Genomic DNA, 18,017 nt, shown 5'->3' with positions numbered 1-18,017 from the left:
GATTACTCGTCGATTTCCTTTACTTCCACCAGGTGCTTGACTTGATTGACCATCCCGCGAATGGCCGGATTGTCACTGTGAACCACGGTTTGTTCCCGTTTACGAAGACCCAACGTGCGAAGGGTGACCCGGTGCTTTTCCGGACGGCCGATCATACTCCGTTTGAGGGTGATAGCCAGTTTCTTTGCCACGGTCATCCCTCCTTATCCTAACAGTTCCTCGACGGTTTTTCCGCGCAGGCGCGCTACGTCCTCCGGCCGTTTCAATCCTTTCAGGCCTTCCAACGTCGCCCGCACCATGTTGATCGGGTTGTTGGAACCGATCGATTTCGTCAGGATGTCGCCTACACCGGCCACGGTCAACACGTCACGCACCGGACCGCCGGCGATCACACCCGTACCTTCGGAAGCCGGCATCAACAGAACGCGGCCGGCACCAAATTTGCCGATGATTTCATGCGGAATCGTGGTCCCCATCAACGGGACACGGATCATATTCTTCTTCGCGTCTTCGATCCCCTTCCGGATCGCTTCCGGCACTTCAGCAGCCTTACCGATCCCAGCACCGACCATGCCTTTGCCGTCACCGACGACAACCAGCGCGCTGAAGCTGAACCGGCGACCCCCTTTCACCACTTTGGCCACCCGGTTGATGCTGACCACTTTTTCAATCAGTTCGGTCGCAGCCGGTTCGTTTTTCATCGGTTTCCCTCCTTTGCTCAAAACTCGAGCCCTCCTTCCCGGGCACCTTCGGCCAGGGCTTTCACCCGTCCGTGATAGAGGTAACCCGCGCGGTCGAAGACCACTTTTTTGTATCCTTTTTCAATCGCCCGTTTTGCGATCAATTCACCGACTTTGCGGGCGGCTTCGACATTGCCGCCGTAGATCCCGAGTTCCTTGAATTCCGGATCCAAGGTGGAAGCGGAAGCCACCGTGTGGCCGGCCACGTCATCGATCAATTGCGCGTAGATGTTCTTGGACGAGCGGAACACGTTCAAACGCGGACGCTCAGCCGTGCCGAACACTTTTTTCCGCACACGCAGATGACGCTTTTTCCGCTTTTGATTGCGGTCCACTTTGGTGATCACGCCGCATTCACTCCCTTCACGTTCCTAAGATTACTTACCGGTTTTACCCTCTTTGCGCCGAATCCGTTCATCAATGTATTTGATCCCTTTGCCTTTATACGGCTCAGGTTCGCGAATGGCGCGAATGTTGGCCGCCACGGCACCCACGAGCTGTTTGTCGATCCCTTTGACCACGATTTGGTTTTGTGCCGGGACTTCCAGCTCGATGCCTTCCCGTTGTTCCACCTCAACCGGGTGGGAGTAACCGACGCTGATGACGACCGTGTTGCCTTTTTTCTGGGCGCGGTAACCGACGCCGACCAGCTCAAGCGTTTTGCTGAATCCCTTCGTCACACCTTCGATCATATTGGCCAAAAGGCTGCGGGTGGTTCCGTGCAACGCGCGATGATGACGTTCATCGCTCGGCCGCTCCACCACCAGTTGGTTGTTTTCCAGTTTGATCGTCATATCGGGGTGGAACGTCCGTTCCAATGTGCCTTTCGGTCCTTTCACGACCACGTGGCTTCCATTGATTGTTACTTCCACCCCGTTGGGGATGTCAATCGGTTTCTTGCCGATCCGCGACATGCGTGTTCACCTCCATTCATTTCCGCCGATATTACCACACGTAACAGATAACTTCGCCGCCGACCTTGGCTTGACGCGCTTCTTTGTCCGTCATGACCCCTTTCGAGGTGGACAAGATCGCAATGCCGAGACCGCGCAGTACCCGCGGAATTTCGTTGTGCTTCGCGTAGACGCGCAAGCCCGGTTTGCTGATCCGCTTCAGCCCGGTGATGACGCGTTCATTGTTCTTGCCGTACTTCAGGAAGATCCGGATGATCCCTTGTTTTCCGTCCTCAATGTATTCCGCGTCGCGGATGAACCCTTCGCGCTTCAGAATTTCGCAGATCTCGCGTTTCATTTTGGAAGCAGGCACTTCCAAGCTCTCATGGCGAACCAAGTTCGCGTTGCGGATCCGTGTCAGCATGTCAGCAATCGGGTCTGTCATCACCATGCTCTTTCCCTCCTTCCACTTCCATTACCAGCTGGCTTTTTTCACGCCGGGAATCTGCCCTTTGTACGCCAATTCACGGAAGCAAATCCGGCAGAGGCGGAACTTGCGCATGACGGCGTGCGGCCGTCCGCACCGCTCACACCGGGTGTAGGCGCGCACTTTGAATTTCGGTTTGCGCTTCGCTTTGGCGATCATCGACTTCTTGGCCAACGGATCCCCCTCCTTTGCCGTTTAGTTACGTTCCCGTTTATTGTTTGCGAAAGGGCATACCCAATTGCGCGAGCAATTCACGGGCTTCTTCGTCCGTCTCGGCGGTAGTGACGATAATGACGTCCATCCCGCGCACTTTGTCCACTTTATCATAGTCGATTTCCGGGAAGATCAGCTGCTCTTTCAAGCCGAGCGTGTAGTTGCCGCGACCGTCGAAGGATTTCGGGGACACCCCGCGGAAGTCGCGCACGCGCGGCAGCGCCACGTTAAACAATTTGTCCAGGAAGTAATACATCCGATCGCCACGCAACGTCACTTTGCAACCGATCGGCATGCCTTCCCGCAATTTGAATCCTGCGATCGATTTTTTCGCCCGGGTGATCACCGGTTTTTGACCGGAAATCAGGGTTAGGTCTTCCACGGCGCCATCCAGCACTTTCGGATTTTGCACCGCTTCACCCACACCCATGTTGATCACCACTTTTTCCACTTTCGGCACCTGCATCGGCGAAGAGTAGTTGAACTTCTTCATCAGGGCCGGGGTGATCTCTTCACGATACTTTTGTTTGAGCCTGGGTGTTGCCAACAGAGGTCCCTCCCTTCCTCAATCCGTCCGTCATTTGTCGATAATTTCGCCGGATTTTTTGGCATAGCGCACTTTTTTCAGCTTGCCGTCTTTGCCTTCGATGAATTTGTATCCGATCCGGGTCGGTTCTTTCGTTTTCGGGTCTTCCAACATCAGGTTGGAGATGTGAATCGGCGCTTCTTTTTCAATGATGCCGCCTTGCGGGTTGTTCGGGGTCGGGCGGGTGTGCTTCTTCACCATGTTGACCCCTTCCACTAACGCGCGTTGCTCTTTCGGGAACACTTTCAATACCCGACCTTTGGTGTACACTTTGTTCCCGTTTTTGTCGCGCGTCGGCGCTTCTTTCCCGCGCATCACGATCACGGTGTCTCCCGTTTTGATGTGCAATTTGTTCGGGCGCTTGGCGCTCATGCTCGGCACCTCCTCACGTTCCGTTGCTTGGGTTACGCCACGCCGTCACAGTACTTCCGGCGCCAGCGAGATGATTTTCATGAAGTCTTTTTCGCGCAATTCCCGGGCCACAGGTCCGAAAATCCGGGTACCACGCGGGCTTTTGTCTTCCTTGATCACCACAGCGGCGTTTTCGTCAAAACGGATGTAGGAACCATCGCTACGACGAGTCGGACGCACCGTACGAACCACGACAGCTTTCACGACGTCCCCTTTCTTGACAACGCCACCGGGTGTTGCCTGTTTCACGGAAGCTACGATGATGTCACCAATCCCGGCGGATTTCCGTTTCGATCCGCCCAGCACTTTGATGCACATCAACTCTTTGGCTCCGGAGTTGTCAGCTACACGCAGGCGGCTTTGCGGTTGAATCATCGATTTCCCTCCTTCCCTTCACTTCCCGAGCGTCAGATGATCACGGCTTCTTCGACGATCTCAACCAAACGCCAACGCTTCTCTTTGGAAAGCGGCCGCGTTTCCATGATCTTTACGATGTCGCCCACTTTGGCTTGGTTTTGCTCATCATGGGCTTTGAACTTTTTGGTGTATTTCACGCGCTTGCCGTACAGCGGATCACGTTTGTAGGTCTCCACCGCCACGACAATCGTCTTGTCCATCTTATCGCTGACCACTTTGCCGACGCGTACTTTCCGACGATTGCGCTCGGTCATGCCTGTTTCCTCCTTTCGATCCCCAGTTCGCGCTCCCGCAAAACGGTTTTAGCGCGGGCGATGTCTTTGCGAACCTGACGGATCCGGGCCGGGTTCTCCAATTGCCCGGTCGCTTTTTGGAACCGGAGGTTAAACAGTTCTTCCTTGAGCTCACGCAGTTTTTGTTCGATTTCCGCGGTGGTCATGTCCATCAGCTCTTTCGCTTTCATTCGCTACCACCCGCTTCATTCCGTTTTACGAATTTCGTTTTGATCGGCAGTTTGTGAGCCGCCAGCCGCATCGCTTCACGTGCGACTTCTTCCGGCACACCTGCCAGTTCGAACAAGATCTTACCCGGTTTCACGACGGCCACCCATTTTTCGGGCGAACCTTTACCGCTACCCATCCGCACCTCAAGCGGTTTTTGGGTTACCGGTTTGTCCGGGAAGATTTTGATCCAGACTTTCCCGCCCCGTTTGATGTAACGGGTCATGGCAACACGGGCTGCTTCGATTTGCCGGTTGGTGATCCAAGACGGCTCCAAAGCTTGCAGACCGTATTCACCAAATGCCACTTCGGTACCGCCTTTGGCCCGGCCTTTCATCCGGCCGCGGTGCTCTTTGCGGTACTTGGTGCGTTTCGGCATCAGCATCGTTATTCGCCCCCTTCCGCGTCTCCTTTTTTCTTCTTGGGAAGCACTTCACCGCGATAAATCCACACTTTCACGCCAATCCGTCCGTAGGTCGTGTGCGCTTCGGCAAAACCGTAGTCAATATCCGCACGCAGAGTGTGAAGCGGCACCGTACCTTCGCTGTAGCCTTCCGTACGCGCAATGTCCGCACCACCCAGACGTCCGCTCACTTGGGTGCGAATCCCTTTCGCTCCAGCGCGCAAGGTGCGTTGGATCGCCTGTTTCATCGCACGGCGGAAGGAAATACGGCGCTCCAGTTGTTGCGCGATGTTTTCCGCCACCAGATAGGCGTCCAGTTCCGGATTTTTGATTTCGCTGATGTTGATGTGCACTTTTTTACCGGTCAATTTGTTCAGCGCTTGACGCAATGCTTCGACTTCCGAACCGCCCTTCCCGATCACCATCCCCGGTTTCGCGGTGTGAATGGTGATGTTGACGCGGTTGGCTGCCCGCTCAATCTCGATGCTCGAGATCGCGGCGTCTTTCATCCGTTTGCGAATGAACTCTCGAATCTTGATGTCCTCGTGCAACAGGTCGGCATAATCTTTCCCGGCAAACCATTTGGATTCCCAGTCACGGATGATGCCAACCCGCAAACCTACCGGGCTTACCTTTTGACCCACCGTTTCATCCCTCCTTATTTCTCAGATACGATGACCGTGATGTGGCTGGTCCGTTTGTTGATCCGGCTGGCACGTCCTTGTGCGCGCGGACGGTACCGTTTCATCGTGGGCCCTTCGTCCACGTACGCTTTTTCCACGACCAACCGCCGTACGTCCATGTTGTGATTGTGCTCAGCGTTCGCGATGGCGGACTTGAGCACTTTCTCGATGATCGGAGAAGCGGCGCGCGGGGTGAAACGCAGGATCGCCAACGCTTCCTCCACCGATTTGCCGCGGATCAAGTCGATTACCAAACGCGCTTTGCGAGGTGCAATCCGTACGTAACGAGCGACGGCTTTCGCTTGCATGTGACGACCTCCTCTCTCGCTAACCTAGCGCCTTCCTTACCGCTTCTTCGTTTTCTTGTCATCTCCCGCATGACCGCGGAAGGTGCGGGTCGGCACAAACTCACCCAGTTTGTGTCCCACCATGTCTTCCGTGATGTACACCGGCACGTGTTTGCGTCCGTCGTGCACGGCGATTGTGTGTCCAACGAATTCCGGGAAAATGGTGGAACGACGGGACCAGGTTTTGATCACGCGCTTCTCGTTCTTCTCGTTCAGCTCCCGCACTTTTTTCAACAGATGCTCATCCGCAAAGGGCCCTTTCTTCAGGCTGCGACCCATGCATCCAACCTCCCTTCCGGTAGGTGCTTATGACCCAAAAAGCCGTTACTTCTTGCGACGACGGATGATGTATTTGTCCGAAGGCTTGTTTTTCTTCCGTGTTTTGTAGCCCAATGTCGGTTTGCCCCACGGGGTGACCGGAGATTTCCGACCGATCGGAGCCTTACCTTCACCACCGCCGTGCGGGTGGTCGCTCGGGTTCATCACGGAACCGCGTACCGTCGGGCGTTTGCCGAGCCAACGAGCACGTCCGGCTTTCCCGATCGTGATCAGCTCGTGATCCAGGTTACCCACTTGACCAATCGTTGCGCGGCAGTTGATGTGGATCATCCGCATTTCGCCAGAGGTCAAACGTACGATGGCGTATTTGCCTTCTTTCCCCATCAATTGTGCTTGCGCACCAGCAGCACGAACCAATTGTCCACCGCGCCCCGGTTTCAGCTCGATGTTGTGGATCACCGTACCGACCGGAATGTTAGCCAGCGGCAGGGCGTTCCCCACTTTGATGTCAGCATCGGGACCGGACATGATTTCCTGACCCACTTTCAAGCCGTGCGGCGCCAGGATGTACCGTTTTTCACCGTCCGCATAATGAATGAGGGCGATGTTGGCCGAACGGTTCGGATCGTATTCGATTGTGGCAACGCGGCCGGGAATACCGTCTTTGTCGCGCTTGAAGTCGATGATCCGGTATTTCCGCTTGTGACCGCCACCTTGGTGCCGGACCGTGATTTTCCCTTGGTTGTTACGGCCGGACTTTTTGGGCAAAGTAACAACAAGCGATTTTTCCGGTTTATCCGTCGTAATCTCCTCAAAAGTGGACACCGTCATTTGACGACGACCCGGAGAAGTCGGTTTAAAACGTTTGATGCCCATGCCTCATTCCCTCCTTTTCCCTGGGCTTACACTTCGAACAGTTCGATGGGCTTGCTGTCAGCCGTCAGTTTCACGATCGCTTTTTTACGTTCAGGCGTGCGGCCGGTAAAACGACCATAGCGTTTTTTCTTGCCGCGAACACGCATCGTGTTCACTTTCTCCACTTTCACGCCGAAGATTTTTTCAACGGCTTGTTTGATCTCCGTTTTGTTGGCACGCAGATCCACTTCAAAGACGTATTTCCGCTCTTCGTTCATCTCGGTCGATTTTTCCGTGATGATCGGACGACGGATGATGTCACGCGGGTCTTTCACCGGCTGAACACCTCCTCCACCCGGGCAATGGCGTCCCGAGTCATGATGAGCTTGTCGTGGCTCAGAACATCCAGCACGTTGATACCGTCAGCTTGGATGAACTTCACGCCGGGAATGTTGCGCGCGGACAAGGCCACGTTCTCATCGAACGCACCGCTGACGACCAGCGCTTTGCGGTCAGCGTTCAGGTTGTTGAGCACGCGTACCATTTCACGCGTTTTCGGTTGTTCCATTTTCAGATCGTCCAGCACGATCAGCTCGTTGTCCTTCACTTTCGCGGACAATGCGGATTTGATGGCCAGACGACGTACTTTCTTCGGCAATTTGTAAGCGTAGCTGCGCGGAGTCGGTCCGAACACCACGCCACCGCCCACCCACAGAGGCGAACGAATGCTTCCGTGACGCGCGCGCCCGGTACCTTTTTGCCGCCAGGGTTTCCGTCCACCGCCGCGTACGGCTGCACGGTTTTTCACCGCGTGGGTCCCCCGGCGCAGAGATGCCTGTTGCATCACAACGGCATCATGCAGAACGGCCTTGTTGGGCTCGATGCCGAAGATCGCTTCGGACAGTTCGATTTCCCCCACTTGGCTGCCGTTCATGTCGTATACTGCTACCTTGGGCATGTCGTCTCCCTCCTTCTCTGACATTCATTACCGGCTTTTTACCGCGGATTTCACGATCACGTAGCTGTTTCGCGGACCCGGAATGGAGCCTTTGACCAACAGCAGGTTGTTGTCCGTGTCCACTTTTACGATTTCCAGGTTTTGAATCGTCACGCGTTCACCGCCCATGCGTCCCGGGAGCGTTTGCCCCTTGAACACGCGGTTCGGCGCGATCGGACCCAAGGAACCAGGACCCCGATGATAACGGGAACCGTGGCTCATCGGACCGCGAGCTTGGTTGTGCCGCTTGATGGCACCGGCAAACCCTTTCCCTTTCGACGTGCCGGTCACGTCCACGATTTCCCCTTCTTGAAACAAGTCCACTTTGATTTCTTGGCCCACTTCGTATTCAGCCGGATTCATGCCGCGGATTTCGCGCACAAATTTTTTCGGCGTCGTGTTCGCTTTTTTCGCATGGCCGATTTCCGGTTTGTTGGCCCGATGCTCTTTTTTGTCTTCAAAGCCCAATTGAATGGCTTCGTATCCGTCGGTGGTTTCTTCTTTCTTTTGAAGAACCACGCACGGACCGGCCTGAATCACCGTAACCGGCACCACGGTACCATCGGCAGTGAACACCTGAGTCATCCCCAGTTTTTTGCCGAGAATCCCTTTCACGTCGCACACCTCCTACCACCGTGTTTCCTCTCTGATGCTGTATCACAATTTGATTTCGATATCCACGCCGGACGGCAGATCCAAACGCATCAAGGCATCCACCGTTTGCGGAGTGGGGTTGACGATGTCGATCAACCGTTTATGCGTGCGCATCTCGAATTGCTCGCGCGAGTCTTTGTACTTGTGCACCGCCCGCAGGATTGTGTAGACGGAACGCTCCGTCGGCAGCGGAATCGGACCAGATACACCAGCACCCGTCCGTTTCGCCGTATCGACGATTTTCTCCGCCGATTGATCCAGAATGCGGTGGTCGTACGCTTTGAGCCGGATGCGAATCTTTTGTTTTGCCATGGATACCCCTCCTTTTCGCCCATTTTGCAAATGGACTTCTCCGCGAAAATTTCCCGCCCCGGCCATGGCAAAGGGGCCGGGTGTGTCGGCAACCTTCCGCATCATCGCTGTCCACGACCAACATTCCCTATTATAATGAATTCATCAGGCCGATGCAAGGAAAACCGTGATTTTTTCCCGGTTCTCCTCTTTTACGGGGTCAGAGATTTTAAATTGCCCATCAACCGTGGGAAAATCGCGACTCTACGTTCAAGCTTACTCGAATCTATGAATGTCCACACACATGCTTAGTAGACCATACTGCGTTCTGTTTGCTCAATATCGCACGCATCTTTTTCAGCCCCGCTCCCCCGCGCCCTCAAAAAAGCGGGATCAGAGCGATTTCTGATGAAACCGTAGGGGCAATATTTTCATCGGCGAGCGGCTGACCAAGCCCTGCCGAGCTCACTAAGAGAATAAAACCCTCCGGGTAAATTCCCGGAGGGTTTGTCCATTTCCACGCTTATTAGCCGAGGATTTTGGACACGGCACCGGCACCCACGGTGCGTCCACCTTCGCGGATCGCGAAACGTGTACCTTCTTCGATCGCGATCGGAGCGATCAGTTCCACTTCCATTTTGATGTTGTCACCAGGCATCACCATTTCAGTGCCTTCCGGCAGTTTGATGACGCCGGTCACGTCCGTGGTCCGGAAGTAGAACTGCGGACGATAACCGTTGAAGAACGGGGTGTGACGGCCGCCCTCTTCTTTGGTCAGAATGTACACTTGAGCTTCAAATTTGGTGTGCGGGTTCACGCTGCCCGGTTTGGCCAACACTTGACCGCGTTCAACTTCTTTCCGGTCAACCCCACGCAGCAGGGCACCGATGTTGTCACCAGCTTCAGCCACATCCAGCAGCTTGCGGAACATTTCCACGCCGGTAACAACCGTTTTCTTGGTTTCGTCGGCCAGACCCACGATTTCCACTTCGTCGCCAACTTTAATGGTACCGCGTTCCACACGACCGGTGGCCACCGTACCACGACCGGTGATGGAGAACACGTCCTCGACCGGCATCAGGAACGGTTTGTCTTTGTCGCGTTCCGGGGTCGGGATGTACTCGTCCACGGCTTTCATCAGTTCGAGAATGGCGTCGGCCCACTCGCTGTCCGGGTTTTCCAGCGCTTTCAGAGCGGAACCTTTCACAACCGGGATTTCGTCGCCCGGGAATTCATACTCGGACAACAGGTCGCGCACTTCCATTTCCACCAGTTCTAACAGCTCTTCGTCGTCCACCATGTCCACTTTGTTCAGGAACACAACGATGTACGGAACGCCGACCTGACGGGACAGCAGGATGTGCTCCCGGGTTTGCGGCATCGGACCGTCCGCAGCGGACACTACGAGGATCGCACCGTCCATTTGGGCCGCACCGGTGATCATGTTTTTCACGTAGTCGGCGTGACCCGGGCAGTCCACGTGCGCATAGTGACGGTTTTCAGTTTCATATTCCACGTGAGCCGTGGAGATCGTGATGCCCCGTTCTTTTTCTTCCGGAGCTTTGTCGATTTGGTCGTAAGCAGTTGCTACAGCGCCACCGGTTTTCGCCAAAACGGTGGTGATAGCGGCGGTCAACGTGGTTTTACCGTGGTCAACGTGACCGATCGTACCAATGTTGACGTGCGGTTTCGTACGCTCAAATTTGGCTTTGGCCATTTTTCGTGATCCTCCTTCAAATTTGCCAATGTTTTTTAGATGTATGTGAGAAAGTCGGAGGCGAAATCATTCACATAGGTTCGCCTCTGACTTTCATGATGATGCACCGCAGGCATGTCAGATTGCGAAAAGGTTCCGCGGAACGCCGTCCCCCGATCGATGCTCCGACGGCCAAGCCGCGGATGAATCATTCAGAGACGGCTTCCGCCTTAGTGAACACTTGTCAACAACCGAGAGATTATTTACCCGCGTTGTTCGCGATAATCTCTTCCGCGATGTTTTTCGGCACTTCTTCATAGTGGTCGAATTGCATCGTGAAGGTACCGCGTCCTTGCGTTTTGGACCGCAGGCTGGTCGCATAACCGAACATTTCGGCCAGCGGTACCATACCGCGAATCACTTGGGCACCGCCGCGTGCTTCCATGCCCTCGACGCGACCGCGGCGGGAGTTGATGTCACCCATGATGTCTCCCATGTATTCTTCCGGAACGACCACTTCCACTCTCATGATCGGCTCCAGAAGCACAGGGTCACATTTGTCCTTGGCCGCTTTCAGGGCAAGAGAGCCGGCGATCTTGAAGGCCATTTCCGAAGAGTCGACATCGTGGTACGAACCATCGAAGATGGTCGCCTTGATGTCCACCATCGGATATCCGGCCAACACGCCATTTTGCATGGCTTCCTCGATCCCCGCCTGTACGGCCGGGATGTATTCTTTCGGCACCACACCACCGACGATTTTGTTTTCGAATACGAAACCGGAGCCTTCCGGCAGCGGTTCGAATTCGATCCAGACGTGACCGTATTGACCGCGTCCACCCGTTTGCCGGATGAATTTCCCTTCCACTTTGGCCGATTTGCGGAAGGTTTCTTTGTAAGCCACTTGCGGTTTACCAACTTTGGCTTCCACTTTGAACTCGCGGCGCAGACGGTCCACGATGATGTCGAGGTGCAGCTCGCCCATACCGGAGATGATGGTTTGTCCCGTCTCTTCGTCCGTATGGGTGCGGAACGTCGGATCTTCCTCGGCTAGTTTGGCCAGCGCCATCGCCATCTTGTCTTGGTCCGCTTTAGATTTCGGCTCGATGGCGATCGAGATCACCGGTTCCGGGAAGACCATGGATTCCAGGATAATCGGGTGTTTTTCATCGCACAAGGTGTCCCCGGTCGTCGTGTCTTTCAGACCGACCGCGGCCGCGATGTCCCCGGCGTACACGGTGCTGATCTCTTCACGGTGGTTAGCGTGCATTTGCAGGATCCGACCGATCCGTTCACGCTTCCCTTTGGTGGAGTTCAGCACGTAGGAACCGGAGTTGAGCGTACCCGAATACACCCGGAAGAAGGTGAGTTTTCCGACGTAGGGGTCGGACATGATCTTGAACGCCAATGCAGCGAACGGTTCGTCGTCGCCCGATTTCCGGGTCGCTTCCGTTCCGTCCGGCAGTTCGCCGCGAATATCCGGCACGTCCACCGGAGACGGCAGATATGCGACTACTGCATCCAGGAGCATTTGAACCCCTTTGTTTTTGTACGAGGAACCGCACAGTACCGGAGTGATTTTCACTTCACAGGTACCTTTCCGCAAAGCGGCCACGATTTCCTCTTCGGTGATTTCTTCCCCTTCGAGGTATTTCATCATTAGTTCCTCGTCAATCTCCGCGACGGCTTCCAAGAGAGCGGTACGGTATTCTTCCGCTTTCTCCTTGTACTCGTCGGGAATCTCCCGCGCTTCCGTCTGTGTACCCAGATCATCCAGGTAGAAGTATGCGCAGTTTTTGACGAGGTCGATGATTCCTTCGAAGGTGTCTTCGGCACCAATCGGCAACTGAATCGGAACGGCGTTGGCTTGCAGGCGATCCCGCATTTGCTCCACCGCACCGTAGAAGTCAGCGCCGACGATGTCCATTTTGTTCACGTACGCGATCCGCGGTACGCCATATTTGTCAGCTTGACGCCACACAGTTTCCGATTGCGGCTCCACGCCACCCTTGGCGCAGAACACCCCAACCGCTCCATCCAATACGCGCAGGGATCGTTCCACTTCGACCGTAAAGTCCACGTGACCCGGAGTGTCGATAATATTGATCCGGTGCCCTTTCCACTGGCAGGTCGTCGCCGCGGAAGTGATGGTGATCCCGCGTTCTTGTTCTTGTTCCATCCAGTCCATGGTGGCCGCGCCTTCGTGCACTTCCCCGATTTTGTGCACACGGCCGGTGTAGAACAAGATCCGCTCAGTGGTCGTGGTTTTACCGGCGTCGATGTGAGCCATGATCCCGATATTCCGCGTTTTCTCCAAGGAGAACTCACGTGCCATCGGATATGTCTCCTTTCGTGTTCAAGCAGTCCGCTTACCAGCGGTAGTGAGCAAAAGCACGGTTGGCTTCCGCCATCCGGTGCGTGTCTTCTTTCTTCTTCACAGCCGCGCCGGTGTTGTTCGCCGCGTCCATGATTTCATTGGCCAGACGCTCCTGCATCGTTTTTTCACCACGCAGGCGGGCGTAGTTGACCAACCAACGCAGCCCCAAGCTCGTGCGCCGTTCCGGTTTCACTTCCACCGGCACTTGGTAGTTGGCGCCCCCAACCCGGCGGGCTTTCACTTCCAAGACCGGCATCACGTTTTTCAGGGCTTGTTCAAACACTTCCATCGGATCTTTGCCCGTACGCTCGCGAATGATATCAAACGCTTCGTACAGGATTTTTTGTGCCTTCCCCTTCTTCCCGTCGTACATCAACCGGTTGATCAAGCGCGTCACCAGTTTGCTGTTGTAAATCGGATCCGGGAGGGCATCACGGCGAGGCACTGGTCCCTTACGAGGCATGCTGATCCCTCCTTTGCATCATGGTTCTGTAACCGTTACTTCTTCGGCCGTTTGGCCCCGTACTTGGAGCGGCCCTGCATCCGGTTCTGCACGCCAGCCGTATCCAAAGCACCACGCACGATGTGGTAGCGCACACCCGGCAGGTCTTTCACCCGTCCGCCGCGCACCAATACGACGGAGTGCTCTTGCAGGTTGTGACCCTCTCCCGGAATATAGGCGGTCACTTCGATGCCGTTGGTCAAGCGCACACGGGCGTATTTCCGCAGTGCTGAGTTCGGCTTTTTCGGGGTCATGGTCCCCACACGGGTGCAGACGCCCCGTTTTTGCGGAGAGCTCTGCTTGATCAACTCTTTGCGCAAGCTGTTGTAGCCGTATTGCAGCGCCGGAGATTTGGATTTGGTTTTTTTCTGCTTCCGGCCTTTCCGTACCAGCTGGTTAATCGTGGGCATCCTGGTCCACCTCCTCTTGATTCGGTGTTTCACAAGACCACAGAGCCGGGCGGCTCATCAAAAAGCAAGGAACACGAACGACTTTCACATGCATGATTGAACCGCGTTCCGTGCCATCGCCGGTACGCGGTCATCTATCTTGTCGTTCCTTATTTACTTCAGGATCGCAACCGCGGCTGCGCCGACTTCGATTCCACATGCTTTTCCGAGTTCGCGCATGGAATCGACATGAACAACGGCGATACCCCGATCACGGCACATCGAGATGATGGGGGCCGTCACCTTGTCGTCGGCATCCTTCGCCACGATCACCTCTTGTGCTTTTCCTTGCTCGATCGCTTTTTTGGTCTGCTTGGTACCGATCACCATGTTGGTCGCTTGTTTCACTTTTTCATAAAGCACTATAAAGCCCTCCAAAGTGAAATTTACCAAGCACACGGAGATATATTACCACCTGGATCAGAGGATGTCAATAAGGGGATGGGGCGGGCGATTTCCCACATGGGGTCGCCCTATCCCCCCAAGTCGTGTAGCGAGAGAGGGTTTTCGCCCTCTCCATCACTTTTGCCGACAATCTGCTTTCTCGTTTCCACTTTCGCCAGGGAAAGATTCGCTGCAGAATTTGAGACTTCATGCCGACATATAACCGGACATCTCTCAGTCGACCGTGACGGCTTCCTTGGAATCTGCACCTTCTTCGGCGCCCTGACCTTTTATGTTCAATTTCAAGGAGCGGTAACGGGCCATACCGGTACCCGCCGGGATCAGTTTCCCGATGATCACGTTCTCCTTCAGCCCGAGCAAACGGTCGACTTTGCCCTTGATGGCTGCATCCGTCAACACGCGCGTCGTCTCTTGGAACGAAGCCGCCGACAGGAACGATTCGGTTTCCAGCGAAGCTTTCGTGATCCCCAAGAGAACCGGCCGCGCAACAGCGGGTTCACCGCCGTTCAACAGCACTTTTTTGTTGGCTTCTTCGTATTCGTGCAAATCCACGTACGAACCAGGCAAAAGATCGGTGTCGCCGGCATCGGTGATGCGCACCTTGCGCAACATCTGCCGGATCATCACTTCCACGTGCTTGTCGTTGATCTCCACGCCTTGCATCCGGTATACCTTCTGTACTTCGGCCAGCAGATATTCCTGCACGCCCAGCACACCGCGAATCCGGAGCAGGTCTTTCGGATCAACGGAGCCCTCCGTCAGCACATCGCCCGCCTGCACGGTATCGCCGACAGCCACGGAGATGCGGGAACCAAAGGGCACTTGATACACTTTGGTCTCCACGTCGCCTTTGATCTCGATTTCGCGGCGATCCTTCACTTCGCGGATGTCCACAACTTCCCCGTCAATTTCGGTAATGACGGCCTGCCCTTTCGGATTGCGCGCTTCAAACAGCTCTTGAATCCGCGGCAAACCTTGGGTGATGTCGTCGCCGGCCACACCGCCGGTGTGGAAGGTCCGCATGGTCAACTGGGTACCCGGTTCCCCGATCGACTGAGCGGCGATGATTCCGACCGCTTCGCCGATTTCCACCTGCGTGCCCAGTGCCAGGTTGCGTCCGTAACAACGTTTGCAGACACCGTGGTTGGTGCGGCAGGTGAGCACCGAGCGAATTTCCACTTCCTTGATGCCGGCCTCGACAATCTTGCTGGCGATCACTTCGTCGATCATTTGGTTGCGTTCGACAATCACTTCGCCCGTTTCCGGATGGCGAATCGTTTTGAACGCCAACCGGCCGACGATCCGGTCGTACAGTTCCTCGATCACTTCGTTGCCTTCTTGAATCGTGCGCACGGTCAGACCCTTGTCCGTACCGCAATCCTCTTCGCGAACGATGACGTCTTGCGCCACGTCGACCAAACGTCGGGTGAGGTATCCCGAGTCCGCGGTCCGAAGCGCCGTATCCGCCAATCCTTTCCGCGCCCCGTGGGTGGAGATGAAGTACTCCAACACTGTCAAGCCTTCGCGGAAGTTGGATTTGATGGGCAACTCGATGATCCGACCCGACGGGTTGGCCATCAGACCCCGCATTCCAGCGAGCTGGGTAATCTGAGAGACGTTCCCCCGCGCACCTGAGTTGGCCATCATGTAGATCGGGTTGAATTTGCCAAGCTTCTTCATCAAGATATTCGTGATGTCGTCCTTGGCTTGGCTCCAGATCGAGATCACCCGGTTATACCGCTCTTCGTCCGTAATCAGACCGCGGCGGTACTGCTTCAGCACGGCCTGTACCTTTTCTTCCGCTTCTTTCAGGATATCCTGCTTTTCTTCCGGCACCACCACGTCGGACACCGCCATCGTGATCCCGGCCTTGGTCGAGTATTTGAAGCCGAGCTCCTTGATGTTGTCCAGAATGATCGCGGTTTGCGTGGTGCCGAACCGGCGGAAGCACTCGGCGATGAGCGTGCCGAGATATCCTTTTTTCACTGCACCGGGATCCGGAAGTTGCCGGATGAACTCCGGAATGTTGACCCCTTTTTCAAAGATGAAGTACCGATCCGGCGTGCCTTTCAAGTTGGCTTTGGTCGGTTCGTTGATATACGGGAACTCTTTCGGGAAAATCTCGTTGAAAATGATCTTCCCGACCGTCGTCACCAACAAGGCGTTTTGTTGTTTTTCCGTGAAAGACGTTTTATTCAGGCTCCGCGCCGGAATCGCAATCCGCGAGTGCAGGGTGACATACCCCTGTTGATAGGCGTTGATCGCTTCACCCGGCGTGGCGAAGACGCGGCCTTCGCCTTTTTCGCCCTCTTTTTCAAGCGTGAGGTAATACGACCCCAACACCATGTCCTGTGACGGCGTGACGACCGGTTTTCCGTCTTTGGGGTTCAAGATGTTCTGTGCCGCCAGCATCAGGACGCGCGCCTCCGCTTGCGCTTCCGCCGACAACGGCACGTGTACGGCCATCTGGTCCCCGTCGAAGTCAGCGTTGTACGCCGTACAGACGAGCGGATGCAGTTTGATGGCACGTCCTTCCACCAAGACCGGCTCAAACGCCTGAATCCCCAACCGGTGCAACGTCGGCGCCCGGTTCAGCAGGACGGGATGTTCTTTGATCACTTCTTCCAGAACGTCCCACACTTCAGGATGGACTCGCTCCACTTTGCGTTTCGCGCTTTTGATGTTGTGAGCCAGGCCTTTGGCCACCAATTCTTTCATCACGAACGGTTTGAACAGCTCCAGTGCCATTTCCTTCGGCAGGCCGCACTGATACATTTTCAGGTTGGGCCCTACCACGATCACGGAACGGCCGGAGTAGTCAACCCGTTTACCGAGCAGGTTTTGACGGAACCGCCCTTGTTTCCCTTTCAGCATGTGTGAAAGAGATTTGAGCGGCCGATTACCCGGGCCTGTCACCGGACGGCCGCGGCGTCCGTTGTCGATCAGCGCATCCACGGCCTCTTGCAGCATCCGCTTCTCGTTTTGAACGATGATATCCGGCGCACCCAGGTCCAACAGCCGTTTCAACCGGTTGTTCCGGTTGATCACGCGGCGGTACAGGTCGTTCAGGTCGGATGTGGCGAAACGTCCGCCGTCCAGCTGGACCATCGGCCGCAATTCCGGCGGAATGACCGGCAACACGTCAAGGATCATCCACTCAGGCCGGTTGCCGGAGTTGCGGAACGCCTCCAGCACTTCCAACCGCTTGATCGCCCGGTTACGGCGTTGTCCTTGCGCCGTTTGGATTTCTTCCTTCAGTGCTTCGACCTCTTTGTCCAGATCGATCTCCTGCAGGAGGCGCTTGATCGCTTCCGCCCCCATCATCGCCGTGAAGGCGTTGCCGTACTTCTCACGATACGCACGGTACTCTTTTTCGGAAAGCAATTGCTTTTTCTCCAGCGGTGTCGGTCCCGGATCCACCACCACGTAGGAGGCGAAATAGATCACTTCCTCCAGTGCGCGGGGCGACATGTCCAGAACCAACCCCATACGGCTGGGGATCCCTTTGAAGTACCAAATGTGGGAGACAGGTGCGGCGAGCTCAATGTGCCCCATCCGCTCACGCCGCACTTTGGACCGCGTCACTTCCACACCGCATCGATCGCAGACGACGCCTTTATACCGGACGCGCTTGTATTTGCCGCAATGACACTCCCAGTCCTTGGTCGGACCGAAGATTTTCTCGCAGAATAACCCTTCCTTCTCGGGCTTCAGCGTCCGGTAGTTGATCGTTTCCGGCTTCTTTACCTCACCACGAGACCAGGAGCGAATTTTATCCGGAGAGGCCAGGCCGATTTTCATAAATTCAAAGTTGTTGACATCGAGCACAGGG

26 protein-coding genes are annotated in these 18,017 nt (G+C 55.5%); all 26 read right to left on the bottom strand.

Annotation, left to right across the window (positions count from 1 at the left end; genetic code table 11):
* Nucleotides 1–2: 2 nt before the first annotated feature.
* The 26 genes from rpmD to rpoC all read right to left on the bottom strand — a co-directional run bounded on the left by rpmD (nt 3) and on the right by rpoC (nt 18,013).
* Complete coding sequence (gene rpmD, locus KI215_RS01005) at nt 3–191, bottom strand: 50S ribosomal protein L30 (protein WP_212773797.1); 189 nt, start codon at nt 189–191, stop codon at nt 3–5.
* Nucleotides 192–203: 12 nt separating this feature from the next.
* Entirely contained in the window at nt 204–701 is a 498-nt protein-coding gene (rpsE, locus tag KI215_RS01000) for a 30S ribosomal protein S5 (protein ID WP_212773796.1), read from the bottom strand.
* A gap of 17 nt (nt 702–718) precedes the next feature.
* On the bottom strand, nt 719–1,087 hold the full coding sequence (rplR, locus tag KI215_RS00995; RefSeq protein WP_205494194.1) for a 50S ribosomal protein L18: 369 nt from the start codon (nt 1,085–1,087) through the stop codon (nt 719–721).
* A gap of 30 nt (nt 1,088–1,117) precedes the next feature.
* Nucleotides 1,118–1,654, bottom strand: coding sequence for a 50S ribosomal protein L6 (gene rplF / locus KI215_RS00990; protein WP_212773795.1), 537 nt, complete (start codon nt 1,652–1,654; stop codon nt 1,118–1,120).
* 31 nt (nt 1,655–1,685) lie between these two features.
* Nucleotides 1,686–2,084 (bottom strand): 30S ribosomal protein S8, encoded by a 399-nt coding sequence (gene rpsH, locus KI215_RS00985; RefSeq protein ID WP_212773794.1) that lies wholly within the window; start codon nt 2,082–2,084, stop codon nt 1,686–1,688.
* Between the two features lie 24 nt (nt 2,085–2,108).
* On the bottom strand, nt 2,109–2,294 hold the full coding sequence (locus tag KI215_RS00980) for a type Z 30S ribosomal protein S14 (RefSeq protein ID WP_205494188.1): 186 nt from the start codon (nt 2,292–2,294) through the stop codon (nt 2,109–2,111).
* 37 nt (nt 2,295–2,331) lie between these two features.
* Nucleotides 2,332–2,880 carry a 50S ribosomal protein L5 gene (rplE, locus tag KI215_RS00975; protein WP_205494186.1) on the bottom strand — a complete coding sequence of 183 codons (549 nt, stop codon included), beginning with the start codon at nt 2,878–2,880 and terminating at the stop codon, nt 2,332–2,334.
* A gap of 30 nt (nt 2,881–2,910) precedes the next feature.
* Nucleotides 2,911–3,291, bottom strand: a complete 381-nt coding sequence (rplX, locus tag KI215_RS00970; protein WP_212773793.1) for a 50S ribosomal protein L24 — start codon at nt 3,289–3,291, stop codon at nt 2,911–2,913.
* A 45-nt stretch (nt 3,292–3,336) separates the two neighbouring features.
* Complete coding sequence (gene rplN / locus KI215_RS00965; protein ID WP_212773792.1) at nt 3,337–3,705, bottom strand: 50S ribosomal protein L14; 369 nt, start codon at nt 3,703–3,705, stop codon at nt 3,337–3,339.
* 32 nt (nt 3,706–3,737) lie between these two features.
* Entirely contained in the window at nt 3,738–4,001 is a 264-nt protein-coding gene (rpsQ, locus tag KI215_RS00960; protein ID WP_212773791.1) for a 30S ribosomal protein S17, read from the bottom strand.
* The gene (gene rpmC / locus KI215_RS00955; RefSeq protein ID WP_205494174.1) at nt 3,998–4,210 is read right to left on the bottom strand and encodes a 50S ribosomal protein L29; all 213 of its coding nucleotides are present in this window, start codon (nt 4,208–4,210) and stop codon (nt 3,998–4,000) included. The genes rpsQ and rpmC overlap by 4 nt, the downstream gene beginning before the upstream one ends.
* Nucleotides 4,207–4,632, bottom strand: coding sequence for a 50S ribosomal protein L16 (gene rplP, locus KI215_RS00950; RefSeq protein ID WP_205494172.1), 426 nt, complete (start codon nt 4,630–4,632; stop codon nt 4,207–4,209). The genes rpmC and rplP overlap by 4 nt, the downstream gene beginning before the upstream one ends.
* Nucleotides 4,633–4,634: 2 nt before the next feature.
* Complete coding sequence (gene rpsC, locus KI215_RS00945; RefSeq protein ID WP_205494163.1) at nt 4,635–5,294, bottom strand: 30S ribosomal protein S3; 660 nt, start codon at nt 5,292–5,294, stop codon at nt 4,635–4,637.
* Nucleotides 5,295–5,308: 14 nt separating this feature from the next.
* Nucleotides 5,309–5,641 carry a 50S ribosomal protein L22 gene (rplV, locus tag KI215_RS00940; RefSeq protein ID WP_212773790.1) on the bottom strand — a complete coding sequence of 111 codons (333 nt, stop codon included), beginning with the start codon at nt 5,639–5,641 and terminating at the stop codon, nt 5,309–5,311.
* A gap of 36 nt (nt 5,642–5,677) precedes the next feature.
* Nucleotides 5,678–5,959: a 30S ribosomal protein S19 gene (gene rpsS, locus KI215_RS00935; protein ID WP_205494156.1), complete on the bottom strand. Its 282-nt coding sequence runs from the start codon at nt 5,957–5,959 to the stop codon at nt 5,678–5,680.
* Nucleotides 5,960–6,004: 45 nt separating this feature from the next.
* A complete protein-coding gene (gene rplB, locus KI215_RS00930; RefSeq protein ID WP_205494154.1) occupies nt 6,005–6,835 on the bottom strand; it encodes a 50S ribosomal protein L2 in 831 nt (276 codons plus the stop codon).
* A 26-nt stretch (nt 6,836–6,861) separates the two neighbouring features.
* A complete protein-coding gene (gene rplW / locus KI215_RS00925; RefSeq protein ID WP_205494152.1) occupies nt 6,862–7,149 on the bottom strand; it encodes a 50S ribosomal protein L23 in 288 nt (95 codons plus the stop codon).
* Complete coding sequence (rplD, locus tag KI215_RS00920) at nt 7,146–7,772, bottom strand: 50S ribosomal protein L4 (protein ID WP_212773789.1); 627 nt, start codon at nt 7,770–7,772, stop codon at nt 7,146–7,148. The genes rplW and rplD overlap by 4 nt, the downstream gene beginning before the upstream one ends.
* A gap of 27 nt (nt 7,773–7,799) precedes the next feature.
* Nucleotides 7,800–8,426: a 50S ribosomal protein L3 gene (gene rplC, locus KI215_RS00915; RefSeq protein ID WP_212773788.1), complete on the bottom strand. Its 627-nt coding sequence runs from the start codon at nt 8,424–8,426 to the stop codon at nt 7,800–7,802.
* A gap of 42 nt (nt 8,427–8,468) precedes the next feature.
* Complete coding sequence (gene rpsJ / locus KI215_RS00910) at nt 8,469–8,777, bottom strand: 30S ribosomal protein S10 (protein WP_205494146.1); 309 nt, start codon at nt 8,775–8,777, stop codon at nt 8,469–8,471.
* Nucleotides 8,778–9,282: 505 nt separating this feature from the next.
* Nucleotides 9,283–10,473, bottom strand: coding sequence for an elongation factor Tu (tuf, locus tag KI215_RS00905; protein WP_212773787.1), 1,191 nt, complete (start codon nt 10,471–10,473; stop codon nt 9,283–9,285).
* 238 nt (nt 10,474–10,711) lie between these two features.
* Complete coding sequence (fusA, locus tag KI215_RS00900; protein ID WP_212773786.1) at nt 10,712–12,787, bottom strand: elongation factor G; 2,076 nt, start codon at nt 12,785–12,787, stop codon at nt 10,712–10,714.
* Between the two features lie 34 nt (nt 12,788–12,821).
* Nucleotides 12,822–13,292, bottom strand: a complete 471-nt coding sequence (gene rpsG / locus KI215_RS00895) for a 30S ribosomal protein S7 (RefSeq protein ID WP_212773785.1) — start codon at nt 13,290–13,292, stop codon at nt 12,822–12,824.
* A 35-nt stretch (nt 13,293–13,327) separates the two neighbouring features.
* Entirely contained in the window at nt 13,328–13,741 is a 414-nt protein-coding gene (gene rpsL / locus KI215_RS00890) for a 30S ribosomal protein S12 (protein WP_212773784.1), read from the bottom strand.
* A 153-nt stretch (nt 13,742–13,894) separates the two neighbouring features.
* The gene (locus KI215_RS00885; protein ID WP_212773783.1) at nt 13,895–14,143 is read right to left on the bottom strand and encodes a 50S ribosomal protein L7ae-like protein; all 249 of its coding nucleotides are present in this window, start codon (nt 14,141–14,143) and stop codon (nt 13,895–13,897) included.
* A 255-nt stretch (nt 14,144–14,398) separates the two neighbouring features.
* On the bottom strand, nt 14,399–18,013 hold the full coding sequence (gene rpoC / locus KI215_RS00880) for a DNA-directed RNA polymerase subunit beta' (RefSeq protein WP_212773782.1): 3,615 nt from the start codon (nt 18,011–18,013) through the stop codon (nt 14,399–14,401).
* Nucleotides 18,014–18,017 lie beyond the last annotated feature (4 nt).

This window comes from Polycladomyces abyssicola, assembly GCF_018326425.1.
In the GTDB taxonomy this organism is placed as follows: Bacteria; Bacillota; Bacilli; order Thermoactinomycetales; family JIR-001; genus Polycladomyces; species Polycladomyces abyssicola.
This window is presented reverse-complemented; position numbering and strand designations above follow the sequence as displayed.

Bases quoted from the DNA above. Each gene is read 5' to 3' on its own strand.
- rplP (WP_205494172.1), bottom strand. From the start codon at position 4,632: ATGCTGATGCCGAAACGCACCAAGTACCGCAAAGAGCACCGCGGCCGG.
- rpsE (WP_212773796.1), bottom strand. From the start codon at position 701: ATGAAAAACGAACCGGCTGCGACCGAACTGATTGAAAAAGTGGTCAGC.
- tuf (WP_212773787.1), bottom strand. From the start codon at position 10,473: ATGGCCAAAGCCAAATTTGAGCGTACGAAACCGCACGTCAACATTGGT.
- rpsH (WP_212773794.1), bottom strand. From the start codon at position 2,084: ATGGTGATGACAGACCCGATTGCTGACATGCTGACACGGATCCGCAAC.
- rplV (WP_212773790.1), bottom strand. From the start codon at position 5,641: ATGCAAGCGAAAGCCGTCGCTCGTTACGTACGGATTGCACCTCGCAAA.
- rpsQ (WP_212773791.1), bottom strand. From the start codon at position 4,001: ATGACCGAGCGCAATCGTCGGAAAGTACGCGTCGGCAAAGTGGTCAGC.
- rplD (WP_212773789.1), bottom strand. From the start codon at position 7,772: ATGCCCAAGGTAGCAGTATACGACATGAACGGCAGCCAAGTGGGGGAA.
- rpsG (WP_212773785.1), bottom strand. From the start codon at position 13,292: ATGCCTCGTAAGGGACCAGTGCCTCGCCGTGATGCCCTCCCGGATCCG.
- rplF (WP_212773795.1), bottom strand. From the start codon at position 1,654: ATGTCGCGGATCGGCAAGAAACCGATTGACATCCCCAACGGGGTGGAA.
- fusA (WP_212773786.1), bottom strand. From the start codon at position 12,787: ATGGCACGTGAGTTCTCCTTGGAGAAAACGCGGAATATCGGGATCATG.
- rpmC (WP_205494174.1), bottom strand. From the start codon at position 4,210: ATGAAAGCGAAAGAGCTGATGGACATGACCACCGCGGAAATCGAACAA.
- rplX (WP_212773793.1), bottom strand. From the start codon at position 3,291: ATGAGCGCCAAGCGCCCGAACAAATTGCACATCAAAACGGGAGACACC.
- rplB (WP_205494154.1), bottom strand. From the start codon at position 6,835: ATGGGCATCAAACGTTTTAAACCGACTTCTCCGGGTCGTCGTCAAATG.
- rpsJ (WP_205494146.1), bottom strand. From the start codon at position 8,777: ATGGCAAAACAAAAGATTCGCATCCGGCTCAAAGCGTACGACCACCGC.
- rplN (WP_212773792.1), bottom strand. From the start codon at position 3,705: ATGATTCAACCGCAAAGCCGCCTGCGTGTAGCTGACAACTCCGGAGCC.
- rpsS (WP_205494156.1), bottom strand. From the start codon at position 5,959: ATGGGTCGCAGCCTGAAGAAAGGGCCCTTTGCGGATGAGCATCTGTTG.
- rpsL (WP_212773784.1), bottom strand. From the start codon at position 13,741: ATGCCCACGATTAACCAGCTGGTACGGAAAGGCCGGAAGCAGAAAAAA.